Source organism: Streptomyces sp. NPDC001292, from assembly GCF_042896465.1.
In the GTDB taxonomy this organism is placed as follows: Bacteria; Actinomycetota; Actinomycetes; order Streptomycetales; family Streptomycetaceae; genus Streptomyces.
The window spans coordinates 1-23,320 of the sequence record NZ_JBIAXG010000022.1 but is presented as its reverse complement, the minus strand read 5'-3'; the positions used below and the strand labels follow the sequence as shown (position 1 = coordinate 23,320).

Sequence of the window (23,320 nt, the reverse complement as noted above, 5' to 3'; positions counted from 1 at the left end):
ATGGCGATCTTGGTCCCGAAATGGCTCAACGACTTGTTCTACGCCCTCATGGGCGAGCGCTTGCCGCAGGCCAACGAGGACCTCGCCTACATGAGTCACGAGGCTTTCAAACGGTTCGCCAACAAACTCCGCCAGCTCGGAATCCTGCTCAACGATTCGATCAGGTACGCCGCCAAGGTGCTGCCGCAGAAGAACGCTGACGCCTACAAGCGCGATGTGCGGGCGCTGACGGACGACGGGGGCAAGAACCACGTCACCGAGTTCGCCGACCAGCTGGACGACATCGCCGACGGGCGCGTGAAGACCTCCATCAATATCGCCGAGTCGAAGATCAGCCTGCTGATCGAACTCGTGATCCTGGCGGCGGAACTGCTCTACCTGGCCGTGGTGGCGTTCTTCAGCGGCGGTGCCACAGCGGGTGAGGCGGCGGAAGCCAAGCTGCGGACGCGTGCCAAGATCCTGGTGATCCTGGACGTCTTCGCCAAGCGCTTCCATGTGCTGCCGACCCTCAGCGAGGCGCTGGAAGAAGCATTCACCACGATCGCCGCCCGCTTGGCTCTGATCCTTTCGGCGGCGCCTGGCCGCAAGCCGCACGGTATTGACATCAAGGACGTCGTACTGAGCGGAGTCACCGGTGGTCTCACCTCGATTTTCGACCACCTCTTCCATGGTGGAAAGAATCTTTTCAAGGGAATTTTCAAGGGTAAAACCGACGTCGACACTGGCTTCGGAAAGAAGTTCGCCGACAAAGACAATATGCCCGGCCTTAACAGCCTTCCCGGCAGCGGAGCCGTAACACACGGAGTGAAAAATACCGTTTCCGACGGGCCTCTTGCCAACGGGGGGAAAATCGCCGCCAAGACCGGCGACCGGGGGTTCGACGCGCTCGGCGAGGGTGTGGCCGAGACGTTTGCCGAGGGGGCTGTCTACCAGCAAGGACTCAGTTTCTCGACCTTCCACGGTGCTGTCGTCAGCAGCCTGAACACCGGGCTGATATTCGAGGGAATCCAGAAGGCCGGCCTGGGATTCCGCGATTTCGTCGCCCCCCAGAACCTCAACGTTGCTCCCAACCCGGTCTCGGCCGGCGCGACCACGAACCCTGCCAAGACCTCCGGCGGGGGCAGCGCCGTTCACGGGGCGGGCGAGGACGTCCAGGTCCCTACCTCTGGTACGGGCCTTCCTGCCCAGGTGTCGTACACCCCCGACAACCTCGGCGAGACCGGGCCGGCCCCGGTTGTCACCACCTCGCAGACCGGCACCCCGGACCTACCTCCCGTCTCCGTCCACGCCGCCTCCGCGGGTCCGGGTCCGGCCACCGTGTCCGGCGGCGCAAGCGCGTCGACGAAACCTGCGGCCCCGGGTGTCGAGCAGGGATCCACCGCACCCGAGACACCTGCCGACCACGAGACGAACACGCAGCCTCCGGCCGAGTTGGACGCCGGTACGCAACCGACGCCGGGCCATGACGCCACGCACCTGCCGAACAACTCTCAGACGGGCCCGGTCGCCGGTCCCGGTAAGACGGCCACGTCCGGCGTCAACGACGACTCGGTGACGCACGGTTCCCCGGACGCCCACGACGTGTCCGCCCGGCAGTCGGACACGGAATCCGTGACGGGGCCGGTGACCACGAGCGGCGTGGGACCGACGGTGCCTGCCGGGAACGGCCAGACTCAGACCTCGCCCACGCACGCCGGCAGTGCGACCGGACCGGCGGCGGACACGAACACCCCGGCCATGGTGAAGACCGACGGCGACGTCCCGGTTCACAGCGCGAGTGGATCGACGACCGGCCAGGACCGCCCGAGGGCGGACGCCGACCGAAACATGCAGAGTGAGAGCGCTGACGCCGTTCCGACCCTCCCCGATACGACTCACCTCGCCACGACGGCGGACACGGCCACCCCGCACGGCCAGGACACCACGGCGGGCGCAGCCGACGTACCTGGAGACCCCCGGACCAACGACATCGCCCAGCCGGGCATTACGCCGATCACGACAGTCTCGGCATCGTCCCCTTCTCGTCCGGCGGGCGTCCCGGACAGCCGCGGCGGCTACGGCACGAGGGCGGACGACGCTTCGAACACGCCCCAGGAGCACGGGTCCGACGACGTCTCGGCCACCAACCTCGTGGTCTCCGGCACCTCGGGACGGAACGACGGCAAGAACGCCAACAGGACCGAGTCGGCCGCCGAGCCGGATCCGCAGAGCGCCGATCCCATGAGCACAGTCTCGAACGACGCCGGCACAAGGGACGAGGATCTCGTCGCCCCGGCCCCCATGTCCACCGTGTCGCAGGCTGACGATGCCGCGGACCCCGATCGCGTCACCACACAGGACGACGCTCCTGCGTTGGCCACGGTCGACCACATCCCCGCACCATCGACCGCTGACCAGGACACCGACCTCACCGTCGACGACTTCGCCTCCGATGACGACGACACGGTCGCCGACTCGGAGTCGGTCTCCGGTGACACGCTCGTCGACCTCGAGGACGACACGAAGCCTGAGAACGGCGCGGAGAAGGCCGCCAAGGCCGGGCGGTTGCCGCGTTCTCAGGAGGAGATTTCCCGCTGGATCGCCGGCCTCCCCATCGCGGGCGGGGATACAGACGATCCCGCTCTCCTCAAGGGCCAGGCGCATCCCCTCGACGTCCCCGCCCAAGACGTCACGGTCGCCATGTTCACCGGGGCGCAGAAGTCGACAACCGACCGGGTACTCGGTGACGCCCTGCTGAACGCAGTGGTCAACGGGGACATCGGTAAGCCCTACGTGGCCGGTCTGATGAAGGCACTCGACGCGACCCGTCTGAGCGCATCCACCGAGGCGGCCACCGGTACGCACCTCTCGCCGGGCTACGGCGGCGGCGTGCCGAACGTCTTCCGGAGTGGCCCGGCGTCCTCCGGACACCAGCATTCGCACTCGGATCGGTCCGAGCGGAAGGACTCCCTCTGGGTCACCCGGATGGAGACGGAGGCCGGGGAGCATGTTCGTCGTGCTGCGTGGGATGGTCTCTCTCGGGCTGATCGTGTGGAGCTGAGTCGTCTTGTGGCTGCACAGACGGGTCGGGATTCTGACGAGGATCTTGCCCGGCGGGTGGAGGAGGCATACCGCGAACTTCCCGACTCCTGGTATTCCCAGCCTCTCCGGCGGCGTGCGGAGCTTGTCGGTAACAAGATCGCGACGGGCAGGTTTTTCCACGGCATCGCCGGTTCGGAGCCGGAGCGGCATGGCGGCAATTTCTCGCGCAAGAACTCCCTCGCGCCCATTCCTGACGAGGGGAATCCGAGTGAATACACTGTTCAGCTGACTGGATATTTCCAGCCTGTCACCTTCGCGGCTCCCGACTTCCACGGAAACCCGTACAAGATGAGCTCCGAGGGGGACCACGACCGGCCCGCGAGAGGGAATGCGGTGCGTCGGGCGGTGGCAGCGCGAGAGCCACGGGTGCTGGATCGGCCGGGTCTGGAACGGGCTGTCAGAAGTGTTCTGGCCCCCCGGGATGCGGCCGTCGGTCGGAGTGACGGTCCGCAGCGTGTCGAGCCGCCGTCGGTGTCTGCGCAGGACTTGTCCGTGCAGGAGTGTCTGGTGTTGTTGCAGAGCTTGCGGGACGAGCTCTTTCCGCAGGGGGTGGCCCCGGCCGGCACTGTGGACGACAGCGTGCTGGACGGACGTCCACAGCGGAGCTCGCTTGCCGTCGGCCGGGGTTGGGAACGCGTGGATGGCTGGCGGGCGGTCGAGACCGGGCTCAGGACGGCGGGAGCGGGCAGCGCGGCACTTATCCTCGCTCGGCGTCCCGGTCGGATCGGGCACGCTTTTGCGGCCTATTCTCTCGCTGCCGATCATGGGACCGGCGAAACGGAAGTCGTATGGCTCGACCTTCAAAAGCCTGGTGCTGCGGTCGTCAGCGACACTGTTCCGGATATTTCACCTGCTGATGCGCAGGCGATCATCATCGATCGCAGCGCACGTGCCGTAGCCAATGCTCTCCCCGGGCACGTTGACTCGGCCTCGGTACCGCATGCGGTCGTGGATCCATCGAGGAGCCGTCAGTACGGCGCTCTTGGAATGGAAGTAGAATTCACTAACATTCTGTCCGCAGCGCCGGGAAGTGATGTTCGATATGGTGCCGTTGTTGCGGTCCATGTGTCAGATTCTGAGCTGCAATTGGACAAGCAGACGTTCTGGCGTGGCGGGGCCAAACTTTTTCTTGATATTGACGATGCAAGAAATGCGGGATATTCGAGCCCGACGCCGGAAACTCATTATATTCTGGAGTTCATATCGGATCCTGCTGCGATTCTGACTGGAGAACAGCGTAGGCTGAACGAAGAGTCGGTACTGGGGCTTGCCGACCTTCTGAAAAGCAGGCTCAATGTCAGGGATGGTGTGCGCCTTGGCGACGTTCTCAAGGACAGTGACGGATGGGTCATTTATGACGGGCATGAGAACACTCTGGTCTATCCTTCTCCCGTGGGCGCGGACCGGGACAGCCTCTATACCCAGTTCACCGTGGGTATGCCCGTCGGTGGAATCCTTCCACTGCTCCATCTGGTCGAGGCCCATGACGGCACGACAGACAGTGTTCTCTTCGCTGCGTCTCGCAGATTCGGAATGCGACTGACTCAACGCTTCCTCGCGCATAATCTCGGGCGATCCTTCGGGTCCGGAGAAGCCTATCTGATGTCGTCGGACCCGTATGTGTCCGAGATCTGGGGATACGGCTGGCTGCTCTTCAATCACGTGGCAGCAGCACCGGTAAAGCAGAGGATGGACCTGGGGCTCACGAAAAACAGAGTCCCCGTGGCGTCCAGGAATCCGCTCGGGGAGATACGTGCAGCGCTGCGGCCGGAAGTCAGGAGCTTCCTTGCGCAGGACTTGGGGAACATCAGAAACGACTTCATAAGTGTCCTGTCGGAAGTCTTCGACGAATTGACCCCGAACAATGCTCCGCACCGCCTGGATGCCTCAATTTTCGGTGCGCCGCTGGCTTTGCGGGGATTCAATGTCGGTGATTATCTCACATATGCTGCAGTTGGGCGCACCAGCGACGGGAGAGCTGTCGGCCAGCGTATAGGAATCGCTATGCGTGAGCACCGGAATTATGCGAGATTGGAAATAAATGACGGTGTTCCCCTGGCGCTTCTGGAGCTGAGACAGTACGGCGTCCTGGGAGGGCTGATGTCATCTCGGCAGATGAGAGACTACTTCCGCGAAGTTTCTGGTCTGGCGCAGAATTCTTTCGAAAACAGTCGGCTCTCAACGGCGACCATAAATGACGTCGGTGCCCGGGCAAGCCACGTCTTCAGTCATCCTCTCGTGCGTGATATCGGACCGCTGCTCGGCGCCATACCGCAGCTTTCATTCGGCGTACAGGAAAATACTTCGAGCCTGCCGTCGACCCGCAGTGGTCAGATCATATTCCTCGCCCAATCTCTTGCGTCGGTCGCCGTCAACGGCGGCGTGCTGCCACAGAGAGCACGTGAGGAACTTCAGAGCCTGTCCGACGCAGTGCAAACTGAACTCGCGACAAGAAACCCACGTCCGGCCTTCAGGAGCCAGAATTTCCGGCAACAACTGGTGCAGGCCATACGAGCAGTTCAGTCACTTACTGCAACCTCTGGCCCGGTTTCGTCGCTCTCCGTCGCGTCGCAGCGTGGGGCGTCCCGGCGTCCGTTGCCGGCTGCTCCGAGGCGACTGCCGAACCCTCCGGGCGGTCAAGGGCTGGGGCGGCCGATAAGGGGCGAGCAGGTGCTGTCTGGGGGCAGTGGGGTGGCGGACGCGCCAGCGTCTGGGTCTCTTGACGGTTTTGCCACTTATCTAATCCTGGATCGCGATGGTAATCGGATCGGGCGTGGTTCGTTTTCGGAGTCTGAGTGGGTTGTGCGGCAGGCGCCGTTGAGTGGCATGTCCGCAGTGGATTCCTACAGGAATGGTGCGGAGGCGGATCGGCATATATTGACTGACCCGGATGACGCGGGGAGGCTGGTTCCGTGGAAGCGGGACAACCCGGGTTCGGTTCCCTATTTCTTCGCTGCGCACGGTTTTGTCGGTGAGGTGGAGCTGGCATCACCGGGTGGGTCGAGCGTGCGGGTGAGTGGCTCCGCGCTCGGTCGTGTGATTCGGCGTCGTCCGAGCTTTGAGAGTGGTCGGCCGATTGTCCTTGCTTCGTGTTGGGGTGGAACGTCGTCTGCGGCACAGTTGAGTGTGGCTCAGCAGGTGGCTGATGTAACGGGGTCGACTGTCTACGGTGCGACGTCGGCTACGACGTCGAGTTTCTCCGTCGCCCATGATGCCGCTTGGGTGGCTTTCCACCCACAGGGAGAACGAGACGGTCGACTGGTGCAGTCCGCTGAGGGCGACGGGGACAGCGGCCCGCACGAGGCGACTCCCAGGGACTCGGGCTCCGGGGCCGAGCCGGAAATCGCCAGGCCGCTCTCCGCAGGGCACCTCGATGTTCTGCGCCCGGCGGCGCAGTCCGCTGCCCCCGCCCCTCCAGGTCAGGGCGCCGAGATCGATACGGACAAGGATTTCGTCGACTCCGGCCCTTCGCCAGAGCAGCCGGCTGAGCAAGAATCCACTGTACCCGTCACACCTCGGACTCCCACTGGGCAGCCGTCCTACGGCACCGTCGAGGTGGACCACGCGGAACTGGATGAGAAATTCGGACCAGCCGTCGAGGTCAGAAAGGTCAAGGACGGGGAGCACGATGCCACGGACGAGCTACGGCTGAACCCGCCGGATGAACTCGACCTCGGGCTCACGGAGCACTCCGCCGGCCTCGATCCGGAGATCGTGGTCGGCGAGATCACTACTCCCTACGACGCCTGGAATGCTTTCGCCGCCGAGCGTCCGGCCGATGCCGGGCATCTGCTGAGCGAGGTCACCAGCCGTATGCCCGCAGGCCGGGAGGCCACGGTCGATGACATCCGGCGTGTCTACGGTCGGCTGCCCGCCGAGTACCGAACCCAGCCGCTCACCACGCAAGCCGTCCGTATCGTCAACCTTCTCCTGACCGGCCTGCCCCGCACCGGAATGCTCCGTGGCGGCGGACGGCTCAACCTGCCCATATCTTCCGGTTCAGGAAACGCACAAGCCCATCCGGCGACGACGGACGTCTCACTCACCGCGCCGGACTCCTCCGAGTCGGACGAGATAGTGGTGACGGTCGACGACGGATCGCAGGACGCTCCCCAGGACGCCCGGACCGTCAACAGCCCGCAGCGCCCGACCTCAGCTCGGATGCCCGGCCCGGAAACCCAGCAGCCCTCCTCCGCTCCGCTGGCTCGCGCGCGGGTGGAGCGGCCCGTACCGCGCCCCGGGGTGGACGCCTCCGGCATCCGGCGCGCGGTTGCCGCGCTGCTGCCCCGTGCCGACGGTGCGCTCCTGGACCGCACCTTCGGCGACGAGGACCTGCCCACCCTGTTCACGCAGGCGCTGGAGGGCACGACCCGCGACGTCGGGCGCCAGAAGGTGACGATCAGAGTGGTGAATCTGAGTACGGCGCACACCGAGGAGATTCGCCAAGAGGGCCGGACGGATGTGCACCAGGACGCGTCTACGACGGTCGGGGCCGAGACCGGCAGGTCCCGCCGGCCGATCGATCCCACCAAGCTGCTGAAGGTACCCACGCCCTACGTCACGGTGTCGGCCACCATCGACGGACTCACCAACCCCACGGCGTCGACGACGAAGACCGGCGCTGAGGACACCACGCTGACCGAGACGACCGAGGCTGTCGGCGCGGTACGCGTGGCGAGCCACACCGTCGACTACGAGATCAGCGTCACCAAACCCAACAAGGATGGAAAGACGTCCCGCGTCGTGCAGGTGGTGCAGAGCCTGACCTGGCCGCACAGGAACGCGGCCGGCGACGCCACGGGACGGGAGAACAGCAGAGAGCTGACCTACCCGAAGGTCTCTTCGCGTGCCTCGTCCATCGAGCGCGCCAGCCGCTACCGCGAGTCGGAGCGCGCTGTGTCGGGTATCGCCGCGGCCTGGCTCAGCGGTCTGGGCGACGTCCGCTCCGCGCTTCTTCCGAGGGACGTCGAGTACCAGGCCGGTGAGGAGCGCCGGATCGAGGAGTGGCTGGGCCGGCTGGCCGCGCCGACCGGCGAACTGGCGAAGTCCCTGTTCGGCGGACGGCCGGTGCGGGAGACTTTCCGCACCACGCGGCACGGCGAGGTCGAGTTCATCCTGGCAATCGGTCCGCGTCAGGCGTCGGCCCCCGGAGGCGACAACCCGCGGCTGACGACCAGCTTCGTCGACCGAGCGGACCGCACCGTCACCCACCGGCACACCCACAGCGGTTCCCACCGGCGGACCGGCTCGGCGTCGCACCAGCGCGGCGGCAGCCTGACGGTCAGCACGGCCGACCTGCTGGCTTCCCTCATCGGCCCCAGCATCGGCGTCACCGTCTCGTACCACGACAAGACCGACGGCGGCTGGGAACACGGGCAGCTGTTCCGGCAGGAGATATCGGAAACCGAGGCGGGCAGCTTCGCCGAACACGAGGTGGAACTCTCCTACGTGCTCTCGGCAGAGGCCTTGGCCCTGGAGGCAAACATCCAAGGGACAGCCACGCTGTGGCTGACCAGCCCTCCCTCCAGAGACGACTCCGGCGCAGGACAGCCGCCGCCCGAGAATCTGGACGTTCCGACAGCACCCGACCAGGTGCACGCGCGCTACAGCCTTCCCGACATCGCTGTGGAAGACATCGCCGGTTCCGTTCTCACCAAGCTCGGGGCGGCGGTCGACAACCCCGCGGAAGTGGGCCAGCGATTGCGCCAGTTCCTCAGGGACAACACCCGGAGGATCCTCGACGGAAGCGACGAGGTCCGCTTCGAGCCCGGAGACGGTGTTCCACACGTTTTCCTGCGCGGCTCCTTGGACCGAGACCGCGGCGAGTACCTGGGCGAGGTCCGTAACCGGCGGCTGGGCGAGGAACTGGTTCGCGGCGACGACTTCACGGCCACCCGTGGCCGTACCCGCAACGCGGCGATACAGATCGACGTTTCGGCAGAGGCGGGTCCGCTCGAAATCGCCTCCGAGACGAAGTTCGGCACCACCGCCGGTGAACGTAACAGGGTGCGGACCGCGGCCGAGGGCCGGACCGGCTGGCGCTCTGACCGCCCCCTGCGCCTGCGCTACCCCATCTCAGTGGACCTGGCCATCGGCGAACGCTGGCCCGGTACTTGGCAGTCCCTGGACCTGGAGGACCCTTCCGTCCCGAGCGCGCTCGCCGCTCCACGGACGGCGTACATCGTCGTGCCGGCCCCACACGGCACCCGGGTGGGTGTACTGTCCCCGGCCGGTCGCACCGAGACGGAATGGACACAGGAAGACCAGCGCGCCTCCGTGGAGGAGGAGCAGGCACTCACACTGCCGCCGAATGCGGAGATCGACACTCTCAAGCCGGTGCGCATGCTGCGACTCACCGCCGCCCGGATGCTGGACGACACACCCGCTGCGGACAGGTGGGACGAGGCGGTCGGCCAGGTGGTGAAACGCATGGTGTTCGGTGCGGCGCCCACCTCCTTGGGCACCGATGAGAGCGGCCAGGTCGGTCCGGTCGCCTTGGCCGAGTGGGCCGGGGCGCCTGCCCGCGCGGCCAGGTTCCCGCTGGCCACCGGGCCGACTGCCGACGTTCTGCGGCTGGAACACCACAACGAGAGGCGCCTGCTGGAGGTAGTCGGCACACGGGATCTCGTCGGTGAGGTCCGGCTTCGCACCCTGCTGACCCAGCCGCGCGTGCTGCGGTACGACGCGGAGCACGAGTTCACCCGTACCACCAGCGCGACCGCCGAGATGTCCCGCAACAGCGAGCGGTACCGGCAGGCGGAAACGAAAATCGACGCGGGACTACCCCAGGAACTGGTCGAGCACGGGGCACTGGTGCTCGCCGCCACGACGGAAGCCGGTGTCCGTCACGGCAGTGAGAGTGAGAGTTCGGACACCCTGGAGTCGACGGTCACCGAGCGGTATTCCGCCCCGGCCTACCTCGTCGCCTATCACGCCGAGCACAGGTTGAGCACGGTCGCCCGCGATCACAAGTCCGACATGTTGGGCCGGGTGCACAGAGGCCGCAGCCGTACCCGAGTGATGACCAAGCACGTCCCCGACGCCGTGCACGTATGGGTCGAAGCCGACGAACTCCGGCTGCATCTGCAGCAGCATGCCCCGGACGAACTGTCGCGGCTGACGGCTGACCACGGGACGACCACCGACACGGTCATCGCGCCGCCCCGAGACCCTGGTCGCGGCTTCGGCACGATCGTCCTGCACAGCTTCGACGCGTCGACACAACTCATCCAGGGCGTGAGACAACAGCTCGGCGAGGTCAACGACCGGAAGGGCGTCAGCGAACAGGCCGCCGGCCGACTGCGTGAACTTGCCGAAACGATCGTGGATGACGACCTTGCCGCACACGGAGCCTCAGGAGGCTTCGCGTCGATGGTGAGCCAAGCGGTCAACGGGGGTGTCCCGCTCCTACGCGTCCACACCGGTGAGGAGTCGGGAGAGAGGGAACTGCTTGTCGTCCTGAAAGCTTCCCTGGAAGACGGACGCTACTTGGACTCCCTGCGTGACTATGCTGCAACGGCCAGCACGGTGACCACGAGAGGAACCCATGCCGGAACCGGTACCAGGGTCGAAGGCGCGTTTTCGTTGGGGGCCCGGGCCAAGGCGGACAACCTGGGCGAGGCCGTGGCCGAGGGCCTGGCGGCACAGGCACTGACTACGGCGGCCTCGGCCGCCACCGACGCGGTGAAACCCACGGTGACCGGATCGTTCACCCGGGAGGCCGGGACGGTGCGGAGGACGTCCGGTCAGGAGACAGTCATCGTGCGGCGGGCGGGGGAGGCGCATCGCTTCGTTCACACGCTGAACGCATGGATCGAGGTGCAGACCTGGAGCCGCGACGGTCGGCGCCAGCGGTTGGCCACGCATGTTCTTCGTAGTCCGTCCGGCGAGGTCAAGGACACGTGGATCGCGCAGGACCCGTTCCGGATCCCGGATGCCGTTCGGCTGACCGTCATGGCGGATGAGTACGTTGCCGCGCAGGGCGCGTTGCCGGTGCTGTCCGAACACCGGGGCAGCCTGCGCGAATCCTGGAAGGAAGGGAACATCAGTGAGTTGCCGCACGATGCGCTGCTTCTGGTGCCCCGGCTCGATGCGCGAGAGATTCAGAGATCTCTCGACGAGCTGATCAACGGAAACGGTGGGCAGGGCATCCCGATGCTCAGCGCTCACCGAGCCGGCGATCTGCGGCTGCGTGCCAGCAGCGATCAGCTGAGCCGGCACTTCGCCGAGACTTTGCGTGCGGACGGCTATCGGATCGATCTTGACGGGTCGACTCTTCAGGCAGTGACGCTCCACAACGATCTGAACCATCTACGACTCGTCAAGATCGTGAACGGCGCCACGGTCACGCGTCTCCGCGAGGAGGCCTCGAACGTGGACGAGGTGGCCAGGAGGAACACCGGGGCAGCCGTCGGCCTGACCGAAGACCCCCGGTGGAAGACAGAAAGCGAACACCTCAGCAAGCACACGCGCGAGGCCGAGCCCGGCACGCCGGCTGCGGCCACGTTGTCCCAGGGCGACCGGTTCTATCTGGTCAGCGCATCGATGAGGACGACGATCACTCCCGAATTCCGGCTCACCTCTCACGACACGGCCATGGACAGCTCTGCCCACGGCACGCGTAGCGGGAAAGACCTCTGGAATCAACCGCAGCGGACGCGCACCGCCACGTCCGTGTGGATGGTCGCCGACGGTTCCGCGCTCAGCGCCCTGGGGCTAGACGCCCCAGACGACCGGGCGGTCACGCCGGCTCCAGGCACAGACCCCCAGGACTCGTCGCAGATATCTGCGGAACGTACGGCGACGGAACCGGGTGCTTCCGGCACGCGCCGCCAGGCCTCCGGCTATCGGCACGCTCACGCCGAGGCTGACGCGCTCACGGGAAGAGTGCGGCGGGGTGTCGCACCACGGGTGTCCCGGATTCTAGACCGGCCAGGTCTGGAACATGCTGTCCGCAAGGCAGTGGCTGCCCGGGAGGCGGACGTCACTCGGAGTGCCGACCCCCGACGGGTCGAACCGGCATCGCTCTCTGCGCAGGAGATGTCCGTGCAGGAGTGTCTGGCGCTGTTGCAGAGCCTGCGGAACGAACTCTTCCCGCAGGGGGTGGCTCCGGCCGGCACTGCGGACGACAGTGTGCTGAATGTGGATCCGCAGCGCAGTTCGCTCGCCGTCGGCCCGGGGTGGAACAGGATCGCGGGCTTGGCGGCTTTGGAGACCGCGCTCAGGAACGCGGGAGTAGGCAGCACCGCATTTGTCCTGGCCCGACATCCCCACCGCATAGGCCACGCCTTCGCGGCCTATGCCCTGAGGCCTGAGCGCGACGGCGACGAAACGGCGGTCGTCTGGATCGACCTTCAGAGATCCGGTGCTCACAGGATCAGCGATGTCGCCCCCGATCTCTCACCCGTTGAGACCCAGGCAATTGTCATCGATCACACCGCCCGTGTCGTGGCCGACGCATTCTCTGGCGACAACGGGTCGACTTGGGCGGCCACGCTCGTCGACTCTGCGGTCAATCATCAATATGGCGCAATCGGCATGGAGGTTGAATTTGAGCAGTATCTGGACCTGAGGGGAGACCTTCAGCACGAGGTTATTGCCACTCATGCGTCAGGTTCCGAAATACATGTTGATCGTGCCCCCGTCTGGCGGGCCGGTGGGGAAGCGTTCGTCGAAAGATTTGACGCCCTGAAGGCGGGGCACCTCAACCCTGTACTCGAGATGCGCAACTTGCTGGAATTTGTGTCCAGTCCGGCCGCGATACTGGACAGAGAGTCTCGCACGCTCAATCTCAACTCCATACTGCGGTTGGTCAGTGACACGCAAAAGCGTCTGCCTGCAACAGGTAGGAGGCGGCTGCGTGAGATCTTCGGTCCGCGCGACGGCTGGACAATCAACCCGGAATTCGCTGATACCTATATCCTTGCCGCGCCTCAGGGCAATCGGCGGGAATCTCCGTATGCACAATTCACTGTCGGCGTGCCAGTCGACGGCATACTGCCGATGCTTCAGCTCGTTGAAGCTCGCTTCGGTCGAAGTCGTGATGTTCTTGAACGTCTCTTCATTGCTTCTCGGAATTTCGGCGCTCTCTTGGCGCAACGCTATATCGAAAGCCGCTCGGGTCAGGCTCTTGCTCCGGGAGAAGTAAATCTATTCACTAATGATTCCCGTGTACGAGAGGTGTGGGGTTACGGGTGGCTGCTCTTCAATCACGTTTCAGCTGTGCCTGTCCATAATTTGCTGGGGGTGAGGGGAATCGTAAAGAACTTGATTCCCGTTGCGTCACGGAATCCTCTTGGCGCCATACTGGAAGATTTGACTCCGGAAGTCAGAATATTCCTGGCCGGGGAGCTGGAACGAATAAAGCAAGATGTCGTCAATTTGCTGCGGCATCATCTCGGCACGTGGGACCCAGGCAGAATGCAGAGTCATTCCTCGGCCATCATTCTCGATCAGGTGTTGCTCGATGGGTACCATACTGTAGACGACTACATCACCTATGCGGTACGTGGGTCCGTCAGACGGGAAGATGCCGTCAGTCAGAGGGTGGGTGTCGGCATGAATGTGACCACTCCCTATGAGTACCTTGACAGCCATGGTGATGTTTCTCTGGCCCTCCTGGAATTGCGGAACTACGGTTACGACAAAGGCCGCATGACTGCCGCATACCTGGATTACTACTTCCGTGAAGTTTCCACTGTCTCGCGAAATTCCTTTGCATATCATCGGCGTAAGCTGGATGAAAGTCTAGGCCGCGCAGTGCAAAAGCTTCTGTCTCACGCTCAGGTGCGCCAGATCGCTCCATTGCTCGAAGCGGCGAGATACATCCGGCCCAACGGCGAATCAGAAGCATATCGGCAGTCAGTTATCGACGGCAGTCAGAATCAGCGTCTGGTCCGATACCTGGGCGACCTGGCTCTTCATGGTCGTCCCTTGCCGACCGAGGTAGCACGGGAACTAACGGATCTGGCCAACGGGGCACGCAGAGAACTCGTGGCGACAGATTCCCCCGAAATCTTCAGGTCGGAGGACATCCGGCAAAGGCTGCACGGCGCGATCCGAGCAGTTCGGTCGCTCACCGCGCCTGCTGCTCCGGCATCCTCGTCCAGCACCGCACCCGCACCCCATCACGTAACCTCGCGGCGTCCCCTGCCGTCGCTCCCTCCTAGGCCACTTCCAAGCCTTCCGGGTGGTCAGGGGCCAGGGAATCCGAGAGGGGGCGAGCGGACTCTGTCTGGGGGCAGCGGCGTAGCGGATGCGTCGGCTTCCGGTCCTTTTGAGGGTTTCGCCACTTACCTGATTTTGGATGGTGATGGTAACCGGATCGGCCGGGGTTCTTTCCCGGAACCCGAGCGGGGTGCGTGGCAAACGTCGTTGAGCGGTATGTCTGCGGTGGACTCCTACAGGAATGGTGTCGAGTCGGGCGGGCATATATTTACTGATCCTAATGGTGAGGAGAGGCCGGTTCCGTGGAGGAGGGATTATTCCGGTTCGGCTCCCTATTTCTTTGCTTCACATGGTTTTGTGGGGGAGGTGGAGCTGGCGTCATCGGGTGGGTCGAGTGTGCGCGTGCGTGGTTCAACGCTTGGTCATGTGATTCGGCGTCGTCCGAGTTTTGAGACCGGCCGGCCGATAGTTCTTGCTGCGTGCTGGGGTGGAACGGCTTCCGCCACACAGCCGAGTGTGGCCCAGCAGGTGGCCGACGTGACAGGATCGACTGTTTACGGTGCGACGTCGGTCACCACCTCCACTTTCTCCGTGGCCGGCGATGCGAGTTGGCTGGCTTTCCAGCCGCAGGCAGAACGAGGCCTCCGGATTTCGCAGGCAGAAGTCAGCGAGGGATGGCACAGCGCTTCGGATTCCGATGGATCCGCGGAATCGAACTCTTCCGTTGCGGCATCGGACTTTTCCGTCAGCGAGCCGATTCTTGTGGGCGGGAGTCAGCCGTCTTCACGGCGGCGGTGGGCCTGGGCTCCTGGTCATGGTGGGGGTGCGCCGCAGGACGGGATGATGCCTGATCTGGAGGGGGCGGGACAAAGCATTGCCACGCTGAACATGCAACTGGTGAACGTCAATTTTGACGGTGATCGCCTGTTCAATGCGTACATCGTCGCTTCGGACCTGCGGGACGAGTCTGGCCGGCCGATGACAGCTGCCCGGCTGCGGCGCGACCTCGCTGATCGGCTGGGTCACTTGGTGAGAGAGCCGGCTGCGTTGTGGCAGGAGCTGGGACTGAGGTCTCTCGAGGAGCGGCGTGCGCTGATTGGGGCAGTTGCTGCTCCGGGCCTGTGGGGAAACGGTAACGGTGACCATTTCCCGTATCTGCTGGCATCGATGTACGGGGTGACGCTGGAAGTATTTCCATTCCATCAGGGCCGCAACCCCGAGGACTGGCTGGCGTATGAGCATGGGGCTAAAACAGTGAGCCTGGTCCGGTTCTACCCTGGTACGCCGTATGAGCATTGGGCTGCGGCCGTGCCGCGCGGGGTGACGCCGGGGGACAGCCTGTTTGGCGGTCATTCGCGTGATGTGACGCCGGGGGACAGCCTGTTTGGCGGTCATTCGCGTGATGTGACGCCGGGGGACAGCCTGTTTGGCGGTCATTCGCGTGATGTGACGCCAGGGGACAGCCTGTTTGGCGGTCATTCACGACAAGCGACACCTGCGTCGTCGTCGGGGCTCGCTCTGCCTCAGCCGTCGGGTTCCGTCCAGCTTCCGCATGAGAGGTTCGCCCCGCCCGCCCCGCCTGCCGCTCTTCCGAACCTGCGTGAACGTTCAGTCATGGACGTAGACGCACAGATCTATCCTCCTACCCGAGAGGCTGTGTACAACCTGGGGAATGAAGCCTGGGCTTCATGGCATTCAAGGCCCGTTCCGGAAAATTTCCCGTTCCAGCGGGATAGTGCACACAGTCCGTACCTGCAACCCCGTCAAATGGATGAGCTGTTCGAGCTCCTCAAGCGGCGCAGCAATGGTAACGACACCATCGGCGGAGTATGGGATCATATCCACGCGACTTACGGCATTTATCTTGCGCGGGCAGAGCTTCTTCGACTCAATGACGCTTATAAGTGGCATATTGATCGAGCTGAATCTGTTGAGTCGGGCCCGAATTATGCCTCCACCGAGGATATGTTCAGGGAATCATCCAGAGAGCAACGCGAAGCACTGATGGTGCAAGCGGTAAGAGAGTTCAAGGGTCGCAGGCGTTTCGTAAATGGAATCACCAATGACACGACCAAGAACCTAGCGGATGGGACGGTTCTGCCGAGCGTGCTAGGAAAATGGGTGGACAATGTGCGGCAAGGAACCCAGAAGATCACCCTGAATACGAAGAGGGAACTTCTGGAGCTCGGTGCGATTGAGCCGCGGCACGCGCGGGTGCAAACGTACGAACTGGTGGGGGCCGAATCGAGCAGGGCTCCGGAAGCTGCGGCCGATTCTTCCAGGGAGCAGGATAGGGTACCGCTGACTGCTGAAGAGCGGGAACGGCTCATGCTGGACGCGGTGAGGGAGCATATAGCTGAGAATGGACTAGCCAGACTTACAATCTCTAAAAAGAACAGTCTCAATGATGGAACGAAGCTGCCGGCTCAGCTCAAGAATTGGATCGCTGGTGTGCGCAATGGGACACTTATCAGTACTGCCACGAAAAGGGAACTCGTCAGACTGCGCGTCATTGATGCGCGGGACCCCCGGGTGCGAACGTTTGCTGAGAAGCAGGGTCCCAGCGCCACGCAGCGCTGAGGTGCCTGTGGGGCAGGGAGCTGTCGATAAATAACTCCTGGGTTTTTGAGGCCTGTTGGCCCGTAGGATTCGGGTGTGTCGGAGGGGATCGAGGCGGGGTTGGCGGAGGCGTTCGGGCTGTTGCTGCCGCATCTGGACGAGCGGCAGCGACGGCTGGTGCTGGGGGCCGCTGCCCGTGTGCGAGGGCACGGCGGGATTCGCCGGGTGGCTGGTGCTGCGGGAGTGGCGGAGTCGACGGTGTCGCGCGGGCTGCGTGAGCTGGAACAGTGCGGAGAGCCCGGTGACCGTGTTCGGGCGGCGGGCGCGGGCCGCAAGCAGCTGCGGGACGTCGATCCGGAACTGGTCCCGGCCCTGCTGGCGCTGGTCGAGCCGGACCAGCGGGGAGATCCTGAGTCGCCGCTGCGGTGGACGGTGAAGTCGACCCGTGTCCTGGCCGCGGAGCTGTCCCGCCAGGGGCATCGGGTCGGCCACGACACGGTGGCCGCGCTGCTGAAGGCCGAAGGATTCTCCCTGCAGGGCACTTCGCGCACCACCGAGGGTGCCCGCCACCCGGACCGGGACGCCCAGTTCCACTACATCAACGACCAGGTCAAGACGTATCTCGCGGACGGGCAGCCGGTCATCAGCGTGGACACCAAGAAGAAGGAGAGCCTGGGCGAGTACGCGGTCGCCGGGTGCGAGTGGCACCGGGTCGGGCAGCCGATCCGCGTACGCGCCCACGACTTTCCCGAGAAGGGCGCCAAGAAGGCGGTGCCGTACGGGATCTACGACATCGGCGCGGACACCGGATGGGTGTCGGTGGGCTGCGACGGCGACACCGCCGCCTTCGCCGTGGCACCCTCTGGTCACGTGAACTCGACACTCACATGATCAACGAGGCCGTGCCTGCACCTGCATCCCGGCCCCATAAAGCGACATGACAGCCCATCACCGGGCAACCTCACCCAACCCGCAACCTTGCAAAGTCCCTGCCTGGCAGGGCCAGGACGGCTCCACCGAAATGCACGATGCTGGGCAGTGCCGCCCCCGACGCAGACGGGAGTCGGTCGACGAGGCGATGCACCTCGGGGCAACCGGATCCGGTCTTGACGACATCGAAACGGCCGCAGTGCCATACGGCGATGCCGGCGAGGGAGTCGGCCAGGTCGGCCAGGACACCTGTGGTCGATCCGTGAGATCACATGCGACAGGTGCAGACCCGGCTTCTTCCGGCCCCAGAGCCCGAGCTCGCTCCTGACCGCGTGGATGGACCGGCCCAGAGCCTGTCCATGCGCCGGAGTCCGAGCCGCCGCCCCGGCCCATGCCGACGTTGAACCGGACGAAGAGGCTGATGGCGGCGGTGAGCTGGACGGCTGGACAGGAGGATGCTTTTCGTCCTGCGGGCGGCGGCAGCGGAAGACGGTCCGTCAGATCCGGGTCATTGCCTGCACCAGGTCGGTGGCGACCTGGCGGTCGATGGGTGCGGGAACGGCTTGGGTGCCGTGGACGAGGGACGGGTCACCGCCGGCCACCGCGGCGAGACTGCGGGCCTGAAGGGTGAGGCCGAGGTCCATGGCCTGAACGGGATTGCCCTTGGCGGCGGTCAGGTTGATCATCTTGGTGTCCGCGAGGACGACGATCTCCCGGCCGTCGCGCAGTCGATGCACGACGCGTTCCTGTCCGCTGGGGCCGGAGCGGTGCACGGACACGGTCTGCTCGGCGAGAGCATCGGCATCCAGTTCCCAGGGCATGTGGCCGACGCCTGTGATGAGAGTGCCGTCACGCAGCGCGCCGACTTCGGCGGCGCCGATCACACGGGCGTGACCGGTGGCCAGGAAGAGGTACTGCGTCTGAGGGAGGAGCTCGCACAGGTCGCCTACGCGGTGGCCCGCCATCACGGCTTCGAGGGCCCGGTAGGGGTCGGTGTCGGCGACGGAGACGCGGGCACCGAGGCGGGCAAGGGTGTCGGCGACACCGCGACCACAGGGGCCGTAGCCGACGACGGTGGCGTGGGCGCCGGGGAGCATGAGGTTGGTGGCGTTCATGAAGCCCTGGACGACGCTCTGCCCGACCCCGAACTCGTTCTCGACCAGGAGCTTCAGCCGGCTGTCGTTGATGACGACCACGGGGAAGGGCGGCGGGGTGGCCCAGGAGCGGATGCGCAGACCGCCGGTGGTGGTCTCCTCCGTGGCGCCGACGAGGCCGGGCAGCCCGCCGCGGGCCAGCACGGCCTCGATCAGGTCGGCGCCATTGTCGAGGAGCAGGTCGGGCTGGGCGTCGATGACCTGGGCGATGTTCCTGCGGTGCTGGTCGAGGGTGTCGGAGCGGTGGCCTACGACGGTGACGCCGTAGTCGCGCAGGGCGTCCGCGGTGTCCTCCTGTGTGGTGCCGGGCGAGCCGGTGAGAACGATGTCGGCACCTGCCTGGGCCAGGTAGGAGACCAGGACGGCGGTCTTGGGCTCGATGTGCAGGCAGATCCCTATCCGACGACCGGCGAACGCCTCCTTGTACTTCTGCATGGTGGAGGCGAGCAGCGGCATGTGGCGTGCCGCCCACCGAGTGCCGTCGTGCGGAATGACGGCGTGCGCAGCCGAGAGCTGTGACATGGTGAAATTCCTTGTTCCGGATGGCAGTTGACGGGGCACAGACGTGCCCCGGAGTCGGGAGCGGAGGCATGGGTGTTCCCTCGCCGCGTCGACTCGTCAGCCGTAGAACTCGCTGCGGTAGGAGTGGTCACCGAAGAGGTAACGGCTCCCCTGGTTGTTGTTCATGCCGGGAACCTCCTCTCGAGTGACAGCGGTGACCTGATCTCACCGCCCTGTGAAGTTATACGCATAACCGCCGTATCGCAAGAGTGAGGGACACCGAGAAACGTGTGCCCTGCCGCCTTGTGTCGGCGGCGTGACGGCACACATGCGACACACCTCGGCATCGGTGCAGTGAGGCCACGCACGCCCCGACTCCGCGAAAACAGCGGTGAGGAGCGAGGGGATCGTTCAAGCTCCGCGGGATCACTGGTCCCGGCCCGCGCTGCCGCTCGGCTCTACTGTGCCGGGGCACCCGGCAGGCGGAGGATGAAGACGGCTCCGGCGCCGGGTTCGCTCGCCGCGACGACCGTACCGTCGTGCGCCGCGAGCAGATGACGGACGATTGACAGGCCGAGCCCGCTGCCGCCGGTACGACGGCTGCGGGACTTCTCGGCCCGCCAGAACCGCTCGAAGACGTGCGGCAGGTCCTCCTGCGCGATGCCCGAGCCGGTGTCGGCGACGGTGAACACGACATCGTCACCGTCCCGGCGGACGGTCAGGGCGACCGTGCCGCCGTCGGGCGTGTGCCGCAGCGCGTTGGAGACCAGGTTGCCGAGCGCCTGCCGCATCCGCACCGGGTCGGCGTCGATCCAGGGGCTGCCCTCGGCCTCGGTGTGCAAGGTCACCCCGGCCGTGTGGGCGGCGACACGGTGCGCGGCGGCGACCTGGTCGAGGAGGTCGGCGGCGGGAACGGGCTCGCGGTGCAGGCGCAGGGTGCCTGCATCGGCGGCCGCGAGGTCCTGGAGGTCGTCGATGATGCGCTGCAGCACCATCGCCTCCTCGTGCAGTGACGACAGCAGCGTGGGATCGGGATCGACGACGCCGTCGCGGGTGACCTCCAGCCAGCCGCGGATGTTGGTGAGCGGGCTGCGCAGTTCGTGCGCGATGTCGCTGACCATCGCCTTGCGCTGGTCCTCCAGATGCTCGCGCCGCTCGGTGAGGTCGTTGAACGCCTCGGCCAAGATGCCGGTCTCGTCCCGCGTGGTCACCGGCACCCGCACATGCAGCTGGGGCGGCTGCTGGGCGGCTTCGGTCAGTGCGCGCAGGGGCCGCACGAGCCGGTGGGCCACCACGGCCGTGACGGCGACGGTGACAGCGAGGACGAGGCCGGCGGTGCCGACGACCTTCGCCTTGTTGGCCGGGGACATGTCGAAACGGGGCGGGCCGGTCTCGCCCCCGCCGAGGTACAGGTCGGCCACCGGCGCGACGTATGGGTCCAGCTGGTCACGAAGGGCGCCGTCCACGCAGCTCTCGGCGGTTTCCTGCGCCTTCGGGCCCGCCGACACGCCGACCTTGACGTAGGCGAACCCGCTCGACGGAACCTTTCTGTCCGGTTTGAGGAGCAGGTAGATCGGCCCGTACGGCTTCGCGTCGTGCTGCTGCGCGCAGGACCTGACACCCTCGGACAGCGCGTCCAGGGCCTTCTGCTCGGTGGCCGTGGCGGTGTTCAACTGGTCGTAGCCGCAATCCTCGGAGTTGAGGGCGGCGGCTGTTCCGTCGGCCCTGAGGATCACAGGACGTCCGTTGGGCGCCCGCGCGATCTCGGTGTGGTTGCCTTGCCCGCGATAGCACGCCTGTTCCTTGGCGGCGATCGCGTCCAGCCGGTCTCGTTCGTCAGCCGTGAGCCGGTAGGGGCCCACGGCACGGGGATCGATCCCGCTGAGCCGCGCGCCGGGCTCGGAGTAGGTGTCGGTGTGCAGCGGGTCGACGGAGGCTGCGGCGCCGAGGGGCAGGGCGGCGCCCTTGGGCGCCGAGTCGGCGATCAGTGTGCGGTCCGCGGTGGTCAGGGCGATTCGCCGGCCGGTCTTCGATGCCAGGGCCCGCACGGTGCCCTCGACGCCGTCCCAGGAGGGGTGGGTGGCCGCGTAACCGCTCAGCTGCGCCAGGATCCTCAGGTCGTCGGCGAGGTCCTGTCCCTGTTCCTCGCGCAGTGCGCGCGTGGTGGTCTCCACGGCCAGCCACGCCGTGGCGGCCACCGAGGACACGGCGATGAGGACCGACGCGATCAGCAGCCGGACCAGCAGTCGCTTGCGCAGCGGCACTGGCCGGTTCACGGTCGGCCGCCGCTGAGCTTGTAGCCGACCCCGAACACGGTCAGCAGCCGCACCGGCCGGCGCGGGTCGGCCTCGATCTTCCGACGCAAGTTCATGATGTGGACGTCCACGGCCCGCTCCGTGGACGACCTGTCGAAGCCGCGGGTGGCCCGCAGCAGCTGCCGGCGGGTGAACACCCGTTCCGGCTCCGCCGCCATGGCCAGCAGGATCTGGAACTCCCCCGGCGTGCACTCCACGAGCGTGCCGTCGCACCGCACCTCGTGCCGCACAGGGTCGACGGCGATCCCCGCGGCCCGTACGGCGGGGTCGTCCGGCACACCGCGGCCGCGCCCGCTGCGCCGCAGCACCGTGCGGATGCGGGCCATCAGCTCGCGTGGGCTGTACGGCTTGGTTATGTAGTCGTCGGCGCCGAGTTCCAGGCCGAGCAGGACGTCGTCCTCCGCGGAGCGCGCGGTCAGCATCAGCACGGGAATGTCCTCGTCACCGCCACGCAGCACCCGGCACACAGCGAAGCCGTCGATCACCGGGAGCATCAGGTCGAGGACCACGAGGTCGGGTCTCAGTCTGCGGGCGGCGTCGAGCGCGGCCGCGCCGTCGTGGACCACCGTGGCCGTGTGTCCCTCCGCCAGCAGGGAGCGGCGTATGAGTTCGGCCTGCATCTCATCGTCCTCGGCGACCAGCACATGTGCACGCACCTGGTGGATCCTAAGCGGTTCAGCGGGCGAGGGACGCGGCGTCCCCCATCACGACGACAGGGTGGCGTGCGGGGTCGAGCGTCCGGAGAAGCTCCTTCATATGTGTCTCGGAGATGCTCACACATCCGTGGGTGGGGCCGCCGTGGTCGACGTGGAACCATATGCCGCCGCCGCGCGACGCCCCGAGAGGACGGGTCCAGTCGAGGGGGGTGGTGCCCGGTCGGCGGTTGTAGTTGATGGCGACAACGTAGTCGAAGGATCCCGCCAGGGACTCGCCCTCGAAGCCCGTGCCGGGCGAGGCGAAGCCGTACCCGTGGTCGTAGGGCAGCTTGGTGCCGGGGTTGCGCAGCAGCCCTCCCGCGTCGGTGAGGCCGAAGACGCCGATGGGTGAGCGCAGGTCACCGCCCATATGGTGGTCTGACCAGCCCTTGAGGGCGTTGTGTGCCTGCCAGGTGGCACCGGGCTGCCAGCCGGTCTCGCCGAGTTCGTACAGAACGACCGTCGACCGCGGGGAGTTCTTGCCGTGTCCGGTCACGAGGACCAACTGGCGGGCATCGGACGGGATCTGGGCGAGTGTCTTGGGGCCGAGGCCGTGCGGCTGCAGCGGGGCGGCCTCGGCGGACATCTCCGACGAGGCCGTCGGGGTGGGAGCACTCGTGTGGGACGGGGCGACGGAAGAGTGGTTCGGCGACGCCACGGCCCCGCCGCCGCACCCTGTCAGGAACAGGGATGCGGCGAGCAGGGCGACACGAGGTTGATACTTGGGCATGAGCCGATCTTGGACGACACATGTGAGGAACTCGTCAGGTCCAGCTCTGATTTTGCAATTTCCGGTGCCGGACGGTGCGTCGAACTCGATCACTTGATCCCGGCGCTCGGCTCCGGATCGCGGCCCTCTTTCACGCGCACCTGCCGGCGCAGCCGATCGTGCAGCTCGGTCAGCAGCCCCTGGGCCAGA

5 protein-coding genes and 1 pseudogene are annotated in these 23,320 nt (G+C 65.8%); 2 read left to right on the top strand and 4 right to left on the bottom strand.

Features of this window, described 5'->3' with window-relative positions; all coding sequences use genetic code 11:
- Both ACFY4A_RS22660 and ACFY4A_RS22655 read left to right on the top strand, forming a co-directional pair.
- The gene (locus ACFY4A_RS22660; RefSeq protein ID WP_390831190.1) at positions 1-16,827 is read left to right on the top strand and encodes a hypothetical protein; all 16,827 of its coding nucleotides are present in this window, start codon (positions 1-3) and stop codon (positions 16,825-16,827) included.
- Between the two features lie 99 nt (positions 16,828-16,926).
- Positions 16,927-17,664, top strand: a pseudogene (locus ACFY4A_RS22655) (ISAzo13 family transposase); the annotation flags it as partial.
- 569 nt (positions 17,665-18,233) lie between these two features.
- Here ACFY4A_RS22655 and ACFY4A_RS22650 read toward each other — a convergent pair.
- The 4 genes from ACFY4A_RS22650 to ACFY4A_RS22635 all read right to left on the bottom strand — a co-directional run bounded on the left by ACFY4A_RS22650 (position 18,234) and on the right by ACFY4A_RS22635 (position 23,131).
- Positions 18,234-19,412, bottom strand: a complete 1,179-nt coding sequence (locus ACFY4A_RS22650) for an adenosylhomocysteinase (protein WP_390831189.1) — start codon at positions 19,410-19,412, stop codon at positions 18,234-18,236.
- A gap of 437 nt (positions 19,413-19,849) precedes the next feature.
- On the bottom strand, positions 19,850-21,667 hold the full coding sequence (locus tag ACFY4A_RS22645; protein ID WP_390831188.1) for a sensor histidine kinase: 1,818 nt from the start codon (positions 21,665-21,667) through the stop codon (positions 19,850-19,852).
- On the bottom strand, positions 21,664-22,362 hold the full coding sequence (locus ACFY4A_RS22640) for a response regulator transcription factor (RefSeq protein ID WP_390831187.1): 699 nt from the start codon (positions 22,360-22,362) through the stop codon (positions 21,664-21,666). Before ACFY4A_RS22640 ends, ACFY4A_RS22645 begins: the two co-directional genes overlap by 4 nt.
- Before the next feature lie 19 nt (positions 22,363-22,381).
- Positions 22,382-23,131, bottom strand: a complete 750-nt coding sequence (locus ACFY4A_RS22635) for a L,D-transpeptidase family protein (protein ID WP_390831186.1) — start codon at positions 23,129-23,131, stop codon at positions 22,382-22,384.
- Positions 23,132-23,320: the final 189 nt, after the last annotated feature.